General features: G+C 29.1%; 5 protein-coding genes. All 5 read right to left on the bottom strand.

Features of this window, described 5'->3' with window-relative positions; genetic code table 11:
* Nucleotides 1-2,040 carry a cysteine peptidase family C39 domain-containing protein gene (locus B5F09_RS07960; RefSeq protein WP_087373424.1) on the bottom strand — a complete coding sequence of 680 codons (2,040 nt, stop codon included), beginning with the start codon at nucleotides 2,038-2,040 and terminating at the stop codon, nucleotides 1-3.
* Between the two features lie 57 nt (nucleotides 2,041-2,097).
* Nucleotides 2,098-2,739 (bottom strand): hypothetical protein, encoded by a 642-nt coding sequence (locus B5F09_RS07955; protein WP_087373422.1) that lies wholly within the window; start codon nucleotides 2,737-2,739, stop codon nucleotides 2,098-2,100.
* A gap of 17 nt (nucleotides 2,740-2,756) precedes the next feature.
* Nucleotides 2,757-3,266 (bottom strand): hypothetical protein, encoded by a 510-nt coding sequence (locus B5F09_RS07950; RefSeq protein ID WP_143357493.1) that lies wholly within the window; start codon nucleotides 3,264-3,266, stop codon nucleotides 2,757-2,759.
* A 152-nt stretch (nucleotides 3,267-3,418) separates the two neighbouring features.
* Complete coding sequence (locus B5F09_RS07945; RefSeq protein ID WP_087373418.1) at nucleotides 3,419-5,302, bottom strand: hypothetical protein; 1,884 nt, start codon at nucleotides 5,300-5,302, stop codon at nucleotides 3,419-3,421.
* Nucleotides 5,303-5,430: 128 nt separating this feature from the next.
* Nucleotides 5,431-17,835 carry a SpaA isopeptide-forming pilin-related protein gene (locus B5F09_RS07940; protein ID WP_087373416.1) on the bottom strand — a complete coding sequence of 4,135 codons (12,405 nt, stop codon included), beginning with the start codon at nucleotides 17,833-17,835 and terminating at the stop codon, nucleotides 5,431-5,433.
* Between the last annotated feature and the right edge of the window lie 8 nt (nucleotides 17,836-17,843).

Genomic DNA, 17,843 nt, shown 5'->3' with positions numbered 1-17,843 from the left:
CTATTTTCTTATTTTTCCATGTTCAATTATAACACAGTCAAATAATTCATTCATCAATTTTGTTTGATGGGCAACAATTATTACAATTAATTTTCCAGCTAAACGTTTTAAATAGTCCATAATTAACATTAACCGCGTTTCGTCGACATTGCATAAAGCTTCATCAAGAATTAAAACCTGTGGTCTTTTCAATAACGAACGAATCAACATCATAATTTGAGCCTGACCAGATGATAATGGATGACCATCATCACTAATGATCATATCTAACTTATTTATAAATTCTTCCATCTTAAACTCTTTTAATAAAAAATTCATCATCTTTTCATTATGACGATTTAATAAAAGATTAAAACGTAACGATTCTCGATAAAAAATCGGCTCTTTATCTAAATATATCATCTTTTGATACAAGCTATTAACATCAATTTTTTGTAAATCAATTCCATTAATTAATATTTTTCCTTTTAATAACTGATCATAATTCATCAACAATTTCAATAACGTTGATTTACCAGCTCCTGTATCCCCTTTTAACCAGATAGATTTTGTAATTGTTAAATCTAAATGTTCAATAATTGGTTTACTATAACCATAACTATAACTAATGTGATCAAATTTAATCTGTTTTATTGGCCCTTTAAAATACATCTTCTTTGTCTTTTTCTCTGGCAGCAGTTCTCGATAACGTTCAAATAAAATCAACACTTCATCTTTTTCTAAAACAAAACTAATTATATTAAATAATGGTTCAATCATATATGATATTAACAAATAGAAAAAAACAATTTCACCAACACTCAACCTCGCTTGTTTATAATAAAAACACGCTATTAAAACGACACTATATAATAGCATACCAATTAATAATTCACTAATTCCATTAATACGATTTAAAGCATTATTACGACGATACAAAAAATAATTATAATCTTCAAATAAAAAATTAATTTTATTACGGGCAAAACTCTTTACAAAAAACTGATGACTATTATAAATATTTCGCAAATATTCCAAATGCCCCTGATTCATTATTTCCTGACTAGAGATAATCTTTTTATTCATCGAATTAATCTGTTTTAAATATCTAAACAACAAAAATGCAATAACAATAAAAAAACATGATGTTATTAAAGCAATAGAAACCGAATAAATCGTTAAAGCGATAAACAAACCAATGAGTAAAATCAAATCTATAAACATAGCGCTATATAAATGAATAAAAAACTCACTAAATTGAAACAGATTCTGGACCTTGCTCATCAAGATACCATCCTGGCTATTTTGAAAATAATTTAATGGTAAATTAAGCATGTTAATTACTGTTTTATTAACATAAATTTGATTTAAATAACGTTGAATATCAATTTCTAATTTTTTCCGGCTATAATCAACAACTATTTTAATTAAGCTAACTAACGCAAAAAATAATGTAAAACATACTATATACCAATACTCCATCATTTCAATTTGATCAATTAAACTTTGAAAATAACTCGAACTTAAAATACTGCAAATCGAAATAAGCATACTGCGACTAACTAATTTTAAAACAAACTGATAATTATCTTTAAGATGTAATAATATAAATTCTTTAAAATTAACTTCTTTATTTTCTTTTTTAGCATAACGTCCTACATGTTCATTACAGATACATATTCCAGTAAAGATTGCTTTTAACTGCTCATGATTTAATTTTACCAGTCCTTTAGCCGGATCCCCTAATAAAACATATTTTTTACTAACTTTATATAAAACACAATAGTGGGTCATCTCATCATTAAGTACATGGATAATACAAGGAAGCTTAGCCTCTTTAATTAAAGTATCATAATCACACTGATAAGCCTTAGCATCAATATGATAAGCAGCTAAACATTTAACCATTCCATAAACACTAATGCCAGCACTAGTGATTTTGCTTAGCTGTTTAATTTCTTTAATTGAAATATCAAGATGATAATATTTTAAAATCATCTTGATACAGTAAGCACCACAACTGTATTCATTATCTTGTTTAAATATTGGATATCGTAACATATAAAAAACCTCCTACTTTTATTTACATCTGTAGAAGGCTAAATTACTTTTTCAATTTTAATTTTCTTTTAATTCCTGAATAGCTTCTTCAATTACAACACGTTCATATTTTTCTTGCAGATAAAATTTCTTTTTAACACGCATAATAGCTTTTTTAGCCCCTTGATAATTACAATCAAGAATCAATAAATATTGTTTTATACTATAACGACATACTACATCTCCAAGCCGAAAACTTTTAATTAAAATCTGTTGCAAAGTATTAGATGTTTCTTCTAATACTAGATTATTAATCTCTGGATTTTTAGTAATATAGTCTTTTGGATGGAGCGTTAATAAAACCATTGATTTTTTAGAACCACTACGCAAAGAACTTCTTAATGACAATTGATAGATATTTTTAAACAAATCATAATCACACACAAAAGCTCCATTAACATGATTTTCTTTTAAATCTGAATAAATAACATCAAAATCAATTTCATAATTATTATATTGATCCATATTTAAATAATGACTAATTTTTCTTAGTGCCGTACTACTCAAGCTATCTTTTATTTTATAATAACGCTTTTTAGCCAAAGCCAATTTTCCTTGTTTAACCAAAGCATAAACTAAAGCACAATTTACATTATCATCACTTGGATTGGTAGCTATTACTTTTAAACAAATTTCTTCAACAACACTATATTCATTCATTTTTAAATAATAATCGATTAAAATGTAGTTACATTTAAAAAATGAGAATTTAAATAATGCCGAATACTTAATAATTTATCATTATTATTTATCATCTTTAAAAAATCTCCATCATAAAGCAACAATGCTTTTTGATAAAGTTTAACTTTCTTATCATTATTAAGTTCATTACGCCCTAAACGATAATAATTAATAAAATTATCAACATCAAATACTAATTCAATTTCCGGATTCCAATAATATGTTCCTTGTGATGATAATATATAATCATACTCACCAAGATTTTTATTTAATAGTCCCCTTAATCGAAAAATCAAAGCTTTCAAAGCATTAGCCGGATTAGTTGAACTATTATTTACAAACATCAATTCTTGTAAATCTAAAGAACTTAATTTATGACGATGATGATATATAATATAAGCCAGTAATACCGCTAATTTTGATGAATTAATTTTGTTGAAACTAAGGCAGCGATTATCTTCAGTTGTAATTGTATAAGTATTTAAAAATTTTACTATTAGTTTCATATGTTCTCCCATTATTTTTCTTCTTGTTAACAACCTACTTTATTATAATACCTCATTTAACAAATCTTATTAACTATTTAAAAGCATTTTTCGATTAAAAATCACAATTAAATAACAAAAACAGTTCACTAAGAACTGTTTTGTTTTTAAGATTAGGAATGATTTTTAAATTTTATTAACTTTTTAGTTTTTATTCCATAAATAAGCCCGGCAATTATAATAACTAATACAATGCCACCAGCTATAAAAAGAGTCTCATTACTATTATTTACCTGATTTTCTTTACCATTAACTAATGGTGTTTGTTCTTCTTCAATTATTTCTGTTTCTTCTTCTTGATATGGCACAATGTTTCCATCAGGATCAACTGTAGTAATACTACCATCAGGATTATTCATAATTGGATTACCTGTTGTCCCTTCAATTGTAATTGCTGTACCATTAGCATTGGTTCCTTGTAAAGTAACTGCCATCTCACTTGTATTATTAGCGACAATTGGATTTAAAACAATATCATTATTAGTATCATTAATATCACGATATACCATGACATAATTTCTTCTTGTCGAATAAAAATCATGATCATAATGACTTTCCTGTCCTGGAAGCAACACATAAGTTGTTCCATTAGCCTGGAACTGTTGTTCAACATCAATTGATAAAGCTTCATTTACATTAGCTGTTACTTTAGTAGTATATAAAGTTTTTTCACCAACATTGGTATGTGAAACATCCATATAGGTAATAGAAACTTCATAGCTATTAATTTCTACCCCTTTTTCGGTATAATAAACATTATATTCTGTTATATTATGCCCGAATTTATGAGTAATTTTGTTACCTTCAACATAATCTTGTTGTGTGCTATTTAAAATATAAGTAGTTCCATCATAATCAAAACTGCTATCTAATGTTATTGTTTTATTTTTACCCGGTTCAACTGTGTATTCATGAATCTCTAAAATATTGCCAGTCGCTAAATCAACGTAATTTACTTGAAGTGGCTGTGGTGTTGTTTCATCACTTACTAACTGCTTATAATATACTTGATAATTTCTTTGACTATCTCCAAAGCTATGAGTAATTTTATTTCCATCAACCAATTGATACTGCAAACCATTTTTCATAAAAGAAGAAGATGGATTATGTTCAACTGTTTTATTTTTTTGTACTAATAATGTTTTTGTCAATAATACATTATTAGTTTCTTTATCAATGTATTGAATAAAAATATTGTATGGCTTACTTGTTTCATCTTCTTGAACTTGATAACGGACTACAGTTTGCATTACGCCCTGACTATAACTTTGCGTAATTTTAGTACTATAACCACTCATTATTTTATATGTTCTACCATTAATTGTTGAAACAAAAGTTTCTGGAACTGTAACCGAACCACCTGTATCCTCATTTACAGTATACTCAATTGTTTTATGAGTAGTACCATCCTGATCCACTAAAATAACTTTACTAGTAAAATTAGGTTGGGCTCTTTTTGAATACGTAAAAGTATATGAGGTATTTCCATAAGGGATTGCTACATAGTTATTACCGGTAAGATCATAAACATCACCGTTATAACTAAGCGATGATGAAGCAGTATAACTGCATCCGCTATTATATGTAGCAACAGCTTGTCTTGAATCAGCAATTTTCATTCCATTTGAATCAACAAAATTAATAGTGACATAATATTGATTTAAACTATTAATTATTTGCGAAACAGCATTAGGATCATCAATTTGTTTTACTGTCAAAGTTGCTTGCCCACTACTATTAGCCGCTACTCTAATTGTATCACTATCATAGGCTGCAATAGTCTTTTCAACCACATTATTTTGCGTACTCGTTTGATAGACATATCGCACACTATTACCACTATTGTTTTTAACAGTAAATAAACGGTCATTAGGACTATCAGAAATCAATGTTCCTAGTGTTAAATCCGAAGCGGCATCAACATCAATCGTAATACCAGCTATTGGTACAACTATCAAAGCTAAAATAAGTAATAATCTAAATACTTTTCTTTTCATCAACCATTCCTCCTTGTTTATACCATCATATCACAAACTCGTCACATTAATATCACATATAACACGTTTTGATACATGGTAATTAAAAAATTTTTAAAAGAGGCGATGTTTTTACTCGCCTCTTAAAATTACTTACTTTCAACTATTCTTTTTTTCTTATTTCTACCAAAATAGGTTGTTACTAACACCGCTATTGATCCTAGAGCTAAAACAAAATATTTTGAAAGGTTAATATTATCACCAGTAGGCTGACTGCCATTATACTGAGTAATAGTTGTAGTAGTAACATCTGGATCATAGACACCTAAGTCCCATGTCATATCATAACCATCCTGATCAAGATAGAATGAACGAGTATAATACCAGATATCATCATTTGCATAAATTCCATCACTATCTATAGCACTATCTTCACCTTGAGTTGATAATGTTACATTATAGTTATCCAATACTTCAAATTTTACTCGATAATAACCTTCTTTTAAGTTATTAAAGATATAATATCCTTGGCTATTAGTATAAGTTGTAGCTACTTCCTGCCAATTATTTTCATTAGTAATATCATCATTATTAGCTTCTAAAACCACTTTAATATTACTAATTCCCGTATTTTCTTCATCCTGAATACCATTGACATTACTATCATAGAAAACATAATCTCCAATAGCACCAGTTGACTGAACGATACCAGCATCCCATGATAAATCAATCGTGTTGTATTTTAAATCAATTGGATCACTAGGATAACCAAAGCCAGGAATATATTGACTTAATGCGTTAGAATCTTCACCTTGATCATCACTAGCATATGGAATAGTTACTTTAGTTGTAATTCCTAAATCGAAAATTACTCGATACTGGATGCCTGTATAGGTTGAACTTTCCAAATTTTCAAATAAGTATAAACCATTTTCATCACTAACGCTTTGACGATAATATTGCCATTGAGCATTTTCGTTTTCACGTCTAAACAAGTAGACATTTATTTTAGAAACTGGGGTATCACCTTGATCTTGAATACCATTAGCATTATTATCCATAAAGATATAATCACCTAATGAACTATATAATCTAGTACCACCGTCAATATTTGTAACATGTTCATTTAATCCTACTTGAATAACATCGCTATAACCACTAACCTGATCATTTTCAGTTACAATTTGATTTACGACATCACTATCAATCGTATCATTAGTACCTACATCACCAGATACTAAACTATAACCGTTAGGGAAGATAAATTTCACAACATAGTAACCAGCATCTAATTGTTCAAAATGATATTTACCATCACTACCAACAACTACTTCACTAATCAATTGATTTTCAAGCGGTAATTCATTGATAATATCAAATTCTTCATCTACTTGATATAATTGAACAATTGTTCCTTCTTTTAATATCTGGTCTACTGGATCTCCATTTTCATTAAGATAATTTTTAGTATCTGAGTAATCCCGGTCTTCAAAAACACTACCTGAAATAGCACTATATACTGTTAATCCAGCATCAATAGACATATCACTATCATGATATTCTAATTCAATTAATCCTGTTTTAGCGACCAGCGTATCTTGATTATCAATCGTAATTATCGGATTAGAATCAAAGTTTTCATCATCACTAAGATTATTGCCAGTAAAATAATAACGATCTAAATAACCACTTCCATATGATGGAACAACACCATCAATATCAAATTCAATAATATAATAACCAGCTGTTAGATCTTCAAATAGATAATAACCTAAATAATCGGTTTTTGTTGTTTTTAATGCCTGACTATTAATAATCTCACCATTTTCATTAGCTTGATATAATCTAACTGTTACACCAGCAACACCACTTTCATCTGGATCCTGGATACCATTTTTATTAGCATCAAACCAGACATAATCACCTAATGAACCATTGGCAACAAAACCAGCATCTAAACTTAAATCAGTATCACCAGCTAGACTGGCATCACCTAATTTAGTAGCATTAAGAGCAAAATATTCAGTGAAACAATAATCATCTTTAGTACTATCAGCACCAATATTAGAATCTATTTCTGGTTGTAAATTACCATTTTGATCTTTTACATATGGCAATGTTGGTACATAGGTATAAGATGATTCGTCTTCTGGAATCGCAAACTCTACTCGATATTCAAAATAACGATCACCAACATAATCATTTGGATCAGTTGATGTATTATCGGTTTTGCCACTCTTTAAAACATTACAATCTTGATTTGTAAACTCATAACGACCAGAACTATCAGTAATTGTCGTAAAGTTATCATCATCAAAGATTTCCTGACGTTGTAACTTACCATCTTTATCATATGTTGTTACATATTTGTGTAAAGTTACTTTTAAACCTTGAACCGGAACATCACTTTGATCTTGAAGTCCATTACGATTAATATCATACCAGGCAAAATCACCAATCGTACCTTTTGGTAACGATAATTGAGCTTTTACTTCACGGTTTTCAGTAATATCAGTTGATAAGACTTCTTCACTACCATTTCTTAAAACAGCTATCAAAGCTGAATTAGCCATTAATTTATTGCTTATTTCATCGATTTGATCAGTTCCATATTCAGGAGCAGTCATTTTGACATGAATAGTAATTGTTTCACCCGGTTCTAATAAATCTTGTGAAAAATCAAATTCAATTGCAAAAGCACTAACTAAACTCAAATCACCATGATACTCACTGGCTTTTATCCATTGATGACTACCGCTGCTCCAATCACTATCAGACCATTTGTTATTATAAACAATTGGTAATTCTTCTTTAGCGCTATATTTAGTTCTAGCTTCTTCTTTCCATTCATCAAATTTACTATCAATATCATCACCAACACAATAATATAAAGTGTATTGAACATTTTCATTTAAGACATCAACGTAATTTAATAATGGTGCTTTTTCTAAAGTTGTTGAACGAGCTGTATAATTGTCATCAGTACGGTTTACTAGTGAATCACCATTAAATGGTAAAATATCTACTACTCTTGCTTTACTTATTGCTCGATCTGATTGTTCATCATCACCACCGTTTTTAAAAGTAATCTGATAATCTAAATCTTCACCAGGTGCAGTAGAAGCAATTTGGTTGTAATTTAAATATTCATCGTTATAAATTCCTTTAACTTGTTTATGAATTGATAAATAGTTAGTTTCATTAATAGTAATGATACCGACACTATTTGGATATTTTAAACCTTCTCCAGTATTATCAATTTCATCACGACCAGTAATTGTGTCTAATGTTTTATCGTTAACTAAAGCGTTATAATTACTTCCGGTACTGCTTTCAACAGTAAAAGCATTTCCATAAGGATTTTCTATTGATAAAGCAGTTATTTTTCCACTTGTAAAATAGGCTGGAGCATATAATGACGTGCTTGTATCATTAATCGATGTTGTTCCGGTATATTTAACAGTTATTTTCATACCAGGTTTAAATTCAAATTCATCATCTAATAAAATAGTTACTTTTCTTGTTTCTTTACCAGTACCTTCTAATTGACCATTTTGGAAAATACGTGCTTCAACTACGCTATAAACAACACTATATTGTTCCGGAGTTAAAACCATTCCATCACTAGCATCTTCACTATTATAAACAACTACTTGGAAATTAGTCATTTCACCACTAAAATCATCAATTGGATAAGTGTCAGTGTTTAATGTCATTGCTAGTGGTAAATCAAAACTAATAATTGGCTGAATAATTGTTTTATCAGGATCATTATCACTACTATCACTTTTATTAACTACTGTGATCGTACTTTCAATAGAATCACCTGGCTGATATATTTTATTTTCTTGACCAGCAACTATTCCTAAAGAAACTTGTGGTAAACCAGTTTCATTTAATGGATAATAAACATTAACTAAATCACTAGCTTTTTCAACGATACCATTTTGACTGATACCACTTTCGTCTTTATAAGTATAGTTATAGATAACTTTTGCCTGATTTGAAACGCGACGAATTTCATTAGCGGTTGCATCAGATTGACGTTTATTAATAGTAACATCTAGATCAATACCATCACTAGTAAATCCTTCACTAATCAAACCATTTTCAACAAAATATACCACTTTAACTTTAGTAGCTTTTACATTATCCAATGGTATTTTAATACTTTGATCTTTTCCTGGAACATTAACAATTAAACTATCATTAGTTTGCCACTTTGATGAATCAGCCATCATATAATAAACTTGAGCTTTAATATTATTTTCATCCTTATCATTTGCATGATAAATCATCACTGAATCAATCGTATAAGGATCATTAGGATTGGTTACCACATAATCATTATTTTCATCAACATAATATAAAGACATCTTACTATCTTCAACTTCAACCGTTGAAACAGGTACATCATTTTCACCTTGAGCAAAATTTCTTATCGCAAAGCTTTCTTGATCACTGCTATCTAGTAAAGGTGTATCTACACTTTTATCACTTATTAATTGTTGATTATCAATGATGTATTTTTCAATTTTAGGATTAATATCCATAATATTTGTCTTAGCATAATTTTTAAAAGTTACCAGATTAATATTTTCTGTATTATCTTTAGAATTGATTAATTCTTCATCTTGAATTGGATATACTTTAACAGTCTTTTCAATTTGATGATATTTTTCATCAAGACTGTAACCATCAGGAGCTTTAATTTCAGTAATCAAATACTCACTACCATCTTTACTAGCTGGTAATAAGTCACTTACTGCTATACCTTGTTTATTAGTAGTTAATTCAATTGGCACAAAAGTACCATCATTAACTTTACTAATCTTAAATACAGCCCCTTCAAGACCTTTATTAGTATCATCATCAACTTTTTTAATGACTAATCTTCCCATTGTTGAAGTATTAATAATAGTTCCTTTTTTACCATCAGTACCTTCTACTAAATAATCAATAACTTCACTTTGGTTAGCTTTAACAGTTACATTATATTTGGTTGTATCAAGCTTATAACCAGGTAGAGGTGTTATTTCCTGAACATAATAATCACCAGCAGCTACATCCTGCCAAGTAATTTTTCCATTGCTATCTGTTAATTTGCTTGCAATCAACTTACCATCTACACTGTATAAACCAAATTCGACTCCAGCTAAAACAGCATTTTCATCACCAATATATAAACTATGATCATCATATTTTGTAACACTAATTGTTCCTAAAGCCTGATTTACAACACTATCTTTACCTGCACTAGTTACAAATGTAACTTCGCCAGCTTCAATTACAAAATCAATAGGTGTCATTATTTCAAAGTTCTGTGGTGCTTTAGTTTCTACCAATCGATAATTACCAGGATCTAATATATCTGATAAAAATTCACCATTTACATTAGTTACTGTAAATTCTGGTAAATAATTATTATAAGAACCATTTTCTTCTTTTTGTAATTGGAAGGTTGCCCCTACAAGTGGAGTTTTATCAGGAGCAGTCTTAGTAAAACTAAATCTTCCTTTATTAGCAGTATTTACAATTGCCTGTTTACCAGTATAAACACTATTTTCTTTTCCTTTTTCAATAGTAACTTCATAGACTTTACTATCACCTTTAAAATCATCTGGTACCTTGCTTTCATAGAACAAATACTTACCAGCTTTTAATCCTTCAAATGTTACTATTCCTTTTTCATCACTAGTTTTTACACCAATTAAAATATCATTACCATCAATTGCACTATCATTATTTACATCTTGATACAATGTAAACTCTGCATTAGCTAATGGATAATTTTGAGTATTATTACTATCATAAATCGTCCATTTTGATACTTTTTCAATTTTTAAACTTCCTAATGGCTCATTTTCTAATTCATAAACCACTTTAACTGGATTACCTTTTTCACCATTATTAGTTGTCGTTATTTCAATTCTGTTACTATTAGTAACAATATAACCATCAGGAGCATTATCTTCTTGAAGATAATATTTAGTATCTGGTAACAATCCGGTAAAAATAATTTCCTGACTATTACTATCACAAGTTATTTGTGCTAATTTATTACCATTAACCACACTATCCCAAAGACTAAAGACAGCCCCATTTAAATTAGTAATTTTCTTACCAGTAACACTATCAACTTTATCTATTTGAATACTTTGAGCCATAGTATTGGTAATAACTTCACTGCCATTACTATCCTTTGATGTAACCTTTAAGCCTTTAACTTCATAAATATATTCAGTATCATTTATAAAATATCCATCAAGACTATTTACTTCTTTAACTGTGTACTTTCCTTCTGGTAATAGTTTTGTTAAAGCATTACCATCTTTATTAGTAGTTATTGTATCTACTTTTTTACCACTGCTATCAAAAACATCAAAAGAAACACCAGCTAATTTTTGATCTCGAACATAATGATCCACTTTAGTAATTAAAATTTGACCATAAACTGAATCATTAGAAATTATTGCTGTTTTACTACCAGTTTCCTTTCCATTTTGATCAATTTCAATAACATCATTAGTTGTTTTACCAGCTTCAATTTCAAACTTACCTAAATAACTATTAGATACAAAACCATTATTTTCATTATCTAAACCAACAGTTGTCTCTTTCAATACATAAGTTCCAGCTTCTAACCATTTTTTATTAGAAACATTAGTACCATTTTGATAAAAGACTAATTCACCATTACTATTAGATTTAGCTGTAGCTATTGGATTATCTAATTTTAAAGTTCCGTTTTCAATTTGATAATGATATACTTCAAAATTAACATCTTTTAAAGTTTCAACAACCTTTTGACCATCTTTTAAATAAGTTCCTTTTTTAACTAATCCATTAATATTTCCTTTAGGAACATTTTTAACAATTAACGGATCTTTTTTAGCATCGTCAATGCTATCATAACTTTTAATTAATCCAGTTACTTTATTAGAATCAATTTTAAATTCAATTGGTTCACTATTTAATACATAACCATCTTCAACACTTGTTTCTACTAAAACATAATCACCAGGTTTTAAAAAATCTGATAAGATTGGATCTTTAGTTCCTGTTGTTGTAATCGTTGTAACTACCTGATTATCGCTATAATCATTATCCTGATCTTTTTGGTAAATATTAAATGTCGCTTTAATGTAATCATTACTATTATCACTAGCTACTTTATTTAAAGCTAATTTTCCATAAGTAGTCGTATTAACAATGTTATTTGTAGAATTAACATTATCACTATATAAATCCTTATTATTTTTATCTGTCTCTAAATGAACAGCATATCTAATAACTTTTGGAGCAGTAATTCCCTCTGGTAAATCATCAGTAACTTCTTCAATAACATATAATCCTGCTGGTAAAGTTGTTGTAATAAAAGTACCGTTATCTTTACCTTGAGAGATAGTTCCAGTTGTATAAGTATCTACTTTATTACCTAATGTTACATATCTATAGACATCATCAGTTTTATCATAAACTTCTATTGCTCCATCGGTATCTTTATCAACTATATTTGCGGGATAAACATTAAAGTTAATACCATCTAAATTTGTTTTTTCACCTGCAAAGTCTAATACTTTTTTGACCCAGATTTGTTGAAAATGATAATTACGAATACTTAATTTTTGACCATTTTCATCTTTTAAAATATAAGCATCCCCACTTAATTCAACTGTTGCTTTATAAATAGTATCATCACGATTATAGTTTTCCGGTGCTTTTAACTCTAAGACATAATATGTTTGAGTGGCATCAATATCTATAAATTGGAAACCTCTTTCTTTAGTACTTATAGCTGTTTGTAATAAATCATATTTGGTCCACTCATTTTTATCATTAATGACTTGATTCTGGTCATCAGTAGATAATTGGTTAAATTTAACTGCGCCTTTATTGCTGCTAAATAATCCAATTAGTGCCCCATCAATTCGTTTATCAGCACCATCATATTTATCCCCTACAGGATATGTTAATGGATAATTAGTAATTGTAATATCACTAATTTTTTGTTTTTCAATTTTTCCAACATAATACCATTCATGAACCATGCCATAGTATTGTGGTGCTTTTATTTCTTGTAGGACAACTTCTTTTCCATCTTCAATAAATTGCGAAAAACCAATTCCTTCTTCTTGACTGCCATTACCTTTTTCATCATAAACAATAGCACTTCCAGAAACAATGTTTGAAGATAAACCACTATCAACTACATAACAGTCCCGATAATCTTTGCCATCAAATGCTTTTACTAAAGTTGCTCCTGGCGTATCTTTATCAACAACATAATAGATATCAAAATCTGCCCCATTTAATCTAGTTTTATTATCAACATTACTAACTTTAGTAACTTTGATCTTACCTTTTAATGGTGTATTATTAAATGTCAATTTTTCAGTTTTACCAGCTTGTAAATGGACGACTTGTGGTACATCTGTTTGATAATCCTGTTTTTGTGAGTCCGTTAATTCTTCTTCAACATAGTAATAACCCGGCTCTAATTTAGAAGAATAAACAACATCTTCACCACTAACGATACTTGTAACTGGTAAACCATCTTTATAATAATATTTATCACCTTGTTTTATGGCTCCTTCAAAGTCTTTATTTACTTCAATTGCTTTATAAATATTAAACTTAATTCCAGCTAACGGTTCAATAATATCACCATTAGCACTGTCTTTCCATGTTGCAATCTTTTTAATACCAATAGTACTTTGAGGAACATTGGTTAGTGGATCATTTACAAAATCGCGATTAGTTTTACCAGCTGTAATTGTAAAGTCATGATAAGTACTATCTAAAACATAATCACCAGTTACGTTAGTTTCGACTAATACATAATCTCCTGGTTGTAAATATTCACTTACTACTTCTTTACCATCACTACTTGATGTAAGAGTTGTAATAACTTGATCATTTTGATAATCATGATTATTATCTAATACTTTTTTATACACATTAAATGTTGCTTTAACAGCTATATTTTTATCGATAGAGCTTACTTTCTTAATGGCCACTTTACCCATAGTTAATTTATTGACAAAATCAATATTAGTATTATTTCCAACACTTGTTGCAAGTCTACCAGCTTCAACGGTGATTTGTTTATTATTACCACCTTCAACTTCCCACTGTAAACCGATATCTAATTCTACTACCCAGTATTTTCCAGCATCAAGTTTTTTTGAAGTAGCCATTCCAGTTGTTTCATTAGTTGTTAATGTATTATAAGTCCCATTTGCTTTTGCTACGTTACTATCTGCTTCAACATCAGTAGTTAAAACTGGAAAATATGCAAAATTTCTACTTGCCGGTGTCGGTGAAGAACTATCAAGTTCAAATTGTGTTTTAGTAATTGTAAATTGTCCTTGAGGGACATTCGTTATCTTACCACCATCAAAACTATAATTATCATCAGTTCGATTAACATCAGGTGCAACAAATTTAACTTTTTCACTATTTAAAGTATAACCATCAGGTGCTTTAGTTTCTTGATAATAATATGTTTTACCTGGTTGTAATTGTACAAACGTGATATATCCATTTTCATCACTGGTAATATTTTCTTTCAAGACTGTTGTTCCATCACTATCATATAAAGTAAATATAGCCCCATTTAATTTTGTTTGTTCATTTAATGATGAAACTTTTTGTAATTGATAATTAACATAGTGATCATTGGCAACTATGAGATCAGTTATCTGATTATTTTGTAAAGTAAAATCAATGTGTTCAGTTTTAACGACATAATCCTTTAAACTAGAACCATCTTTTTCAACTAAATAATAGCTTCCTGCTACTAGAAAACTACTTTGACCAACACCTAAAGCATTAGTTGTAATTGTTTCAATTAATTCATTATTACTATTGTATAAATCAAAAGAAACCCCACTAATAGGCTGATTAGTTTTAGAATCTACTTTTTGTACTTGTAGATATCCAAAGCGGTCAGTTTGATTGATAATTTTTTGAGTTGTTGTTTTACCAGCTAATACTTCAACTTCAATCACTTCTTGTTTTAACTGATAACCATCAGGAACCGCAAATTCTTTTAAATAATATGTTCCAGCTGGTAAACTGATTTCATTTGAATTATATTCACTATTAATTGTTTCGATTGATTCAATAACAACTGAATTACCATTTTCATCTTTTACAAGAGAATCATCAGTTGCGTTTTTATTAGTATAAATATGAAATTTTGCCCCAGCTAAATTAATTTCTAGATTTACGTTTTCATTTACTAGTGCACCTTTTTTTAGAAGTCTTAGTTTTCCTAATTGTTCATTTTCCATTGTTACTTTATTCAAAGTCTGGGTTTTAACTTGAACTGTATAAAAATTATTATCTAGTTTATAACCTTCAGGAGCACTGACTTCTTTATAAACATAATAACCTTTTTCTAAAGCATTAGATTCACTATTACCCTCTAATGAAAAACTTTGACCTAGACTATTATTACTTATGGCTTCATTAGCTTCTTTTTCACTTGCAAATGGTCCATAAACATTAAAGATAGCACCTGATAATTTTTTAGAATTATCATTTTGATCAACTTTGTAAATAATTAACTTTCCTTTAGAAGAACTATTTACAACATATGGTATTCCTTGATCATCTTTAGTCATTCCATCAGGATAATTAACCTGATTTGCTTTAACACTAACATCCCACTTTGTTGTTGCTGGCTGATCATATTCACCACTTGTAAAATCTTCTTCTACTAAATATTCACCAGCTGGAATTCCTTCAAATAATACTAACCCATCTTCATTAGAATAAGTTTCATAAACTTTATTTGTATCATTTTTATTAGTTAATTTAAATTTTACCCCTTCTAATGGTCCTGAAGTACTACTTGTAGCACTTGTTCCAACTTTATTGAAAGCTACATAACCATAGCCGTTATCACTATTTTCATTATTGACTTCAATTTTACCATCATTTACTTTTTCACCTTCAAAATAAACAACAGCCTGATTATTTTCATTTTTTATTTCTATTTTAGATACTTCTTTACTAGTAATTGGTAAATCACCAGTAGTTTCTTTTAAATAATAAATTCCTTCGGTCATATTTTCAAAAATAACCTGACCATCTTTATTTAAAGCAACACTATTACCAACAGTATTTCCATTAAAATCAACAGCCGGAATAGTACATTCTTGATCGCTATATAAACCAAATTCAATTTTAGAATCACTATAACGATAATATAGATCCTGTTTATCCTGGTCAAAAACAAATTTTTCATCTAAACCAAGACTAGTACCACCTTTAACTGTCAAATACTTAGTAATCGTTAAATTTGTAACTGGGGCATTTTCATCAACCCAGCCAACATTAACTGAAGCATTATCATTAGTTGTTTTATAAGTACTTTCACCTACTGGTAAATATTTAATTTCTGCTTTATTATCCAATAGATAAGGTATTTTATCTTCGTCAACTGGTAATACTCGATAAGCATTATAATCATAATTAGCATTAATTGTATAAGTTGTTAAAACATGAGCATCATCAGGGACATAAGCAGTTGTATAGTCATTTTTAATATCACTATACGTACTTACATATTTGATCCTAATGGCTTTAACAGAACCATCATCATTTAATACTAATTCATAATCTTTACCTTCTTGAAGCATATTTTCAGACGATTTTGTTGTACCGGCATATACTTCAATATTATAAGCTCCCCCATTAGCTACTGGAGCCACTGGTAGTGTATCTACCAGCATAAAACCGTCAGCTTTATTTCCTTGTTCATCGACGAAAGTACAATTTAAACGGCCATAATTATTACCAATATCGCTAATATTCTTTCCTGGTGCTGCAGTTATCCGATAATCAACACTATAGTATTTTTTACCATCGATTGTTTCAATCGAATAATCATTATTGTTTTGTTTAGCGACATCTTTACTTACAGTCCAATCCTGACTAGCAGTAGCGATAACTGTTGCTTCAGGTACTAATATTTCATTAAAATTAGGACTAGAATCGCCAGCTACAACTGAACCTGTTAATGTCATTCCGGTAAAATTAGCTACACTACCATCAGGAGTTTTTAAATTATCAAAACTCATTTGCAGATATAATGTTCCAGTCTGTCCAGGAACTAGTTCATCAGCTGTAATCGTTAAGGTTCGCTCTTCATAAGGCGTTCCTTCAAAATTAATATTATAATTTATTTCATCGAAAGCAGTTCCTTGAATATCGCTTGTTTGACCACTAAAAGATACATAGGATGGTAACGTTATCGATAACGTACAATTAGTGTATCTTGAAGTTTCTCCACTAGCTGAAATTGTATAACCAATCGCTAAAAAAAATGATTTTCCAGATTGAACATCACTGATTGAAACATAGGAACCATTTATTTGTTCAACAATCTGTGATGTAAAATTAATATTGGCATTTACATTATCATCTGCTTTAATTAAGACACCATTGTTGAACAATGTAAGTAGCATTGTCAATACTAAAGTTAAAATGCCTGCTTTTTTTAGCCATTTAGCTTTATTAAACAATCTTTTAAATTTATCCATCATAAACT

The sequence above is a fragment of the Erysipelatoclostridium sp. An173 genome (genome assembly GCF_002160495.1).
Classification (GTDB): Bacteria; Bacillota_I; Bacilli_A; order Erysipelotrichales; family Coprobacillaceae; genus Thomasclavelia; species Thomasclavelia merdavium.
Note: the sequence above shows the minus strand (reverse complement) of the source record. Positions and strands in the feature narration are given on the sequence as shown.

Bases quoted from the DNA above. Each gene is read 5' to 3' on its own strand.
- B5F09_RS07960 (WP_087373424.1), bottom strand. From the start codon at position 2,040: ATGTTACGATATCCAATATTTAAACAAGATAATGAATACAGTTGTGGT.
- B5F09_RS07955 (WP_087373422.1), bottom strand. From the start codon at position 2,739: ATGAATGAATATAGTGTTGTTGAAGAAATTTGTTTAAAAGTAATAGCT.
- B5F09_RS07950 (WP_143357493.1), bottom strand. From the start codon at position 3,266: ATGAAACTAATAGTAAAATTTTTAAATACTTATACAATTACAACTGAA.
- B5F09_RS07945 (WP_087373418.1), bottom strand. From the start codon at position 5,302: ATGAAAAGAAAAGTATTTAGATTATTACTTATTTTAGCTTTGATAGTT.
- B5F09_RS07940 (WP_087373416.1), bottom strand. From the start codon at position 17,835: ATGGATAAATTTAAAAGATTGTTTAATAAAGCTAAATGGCTAAAAAAA.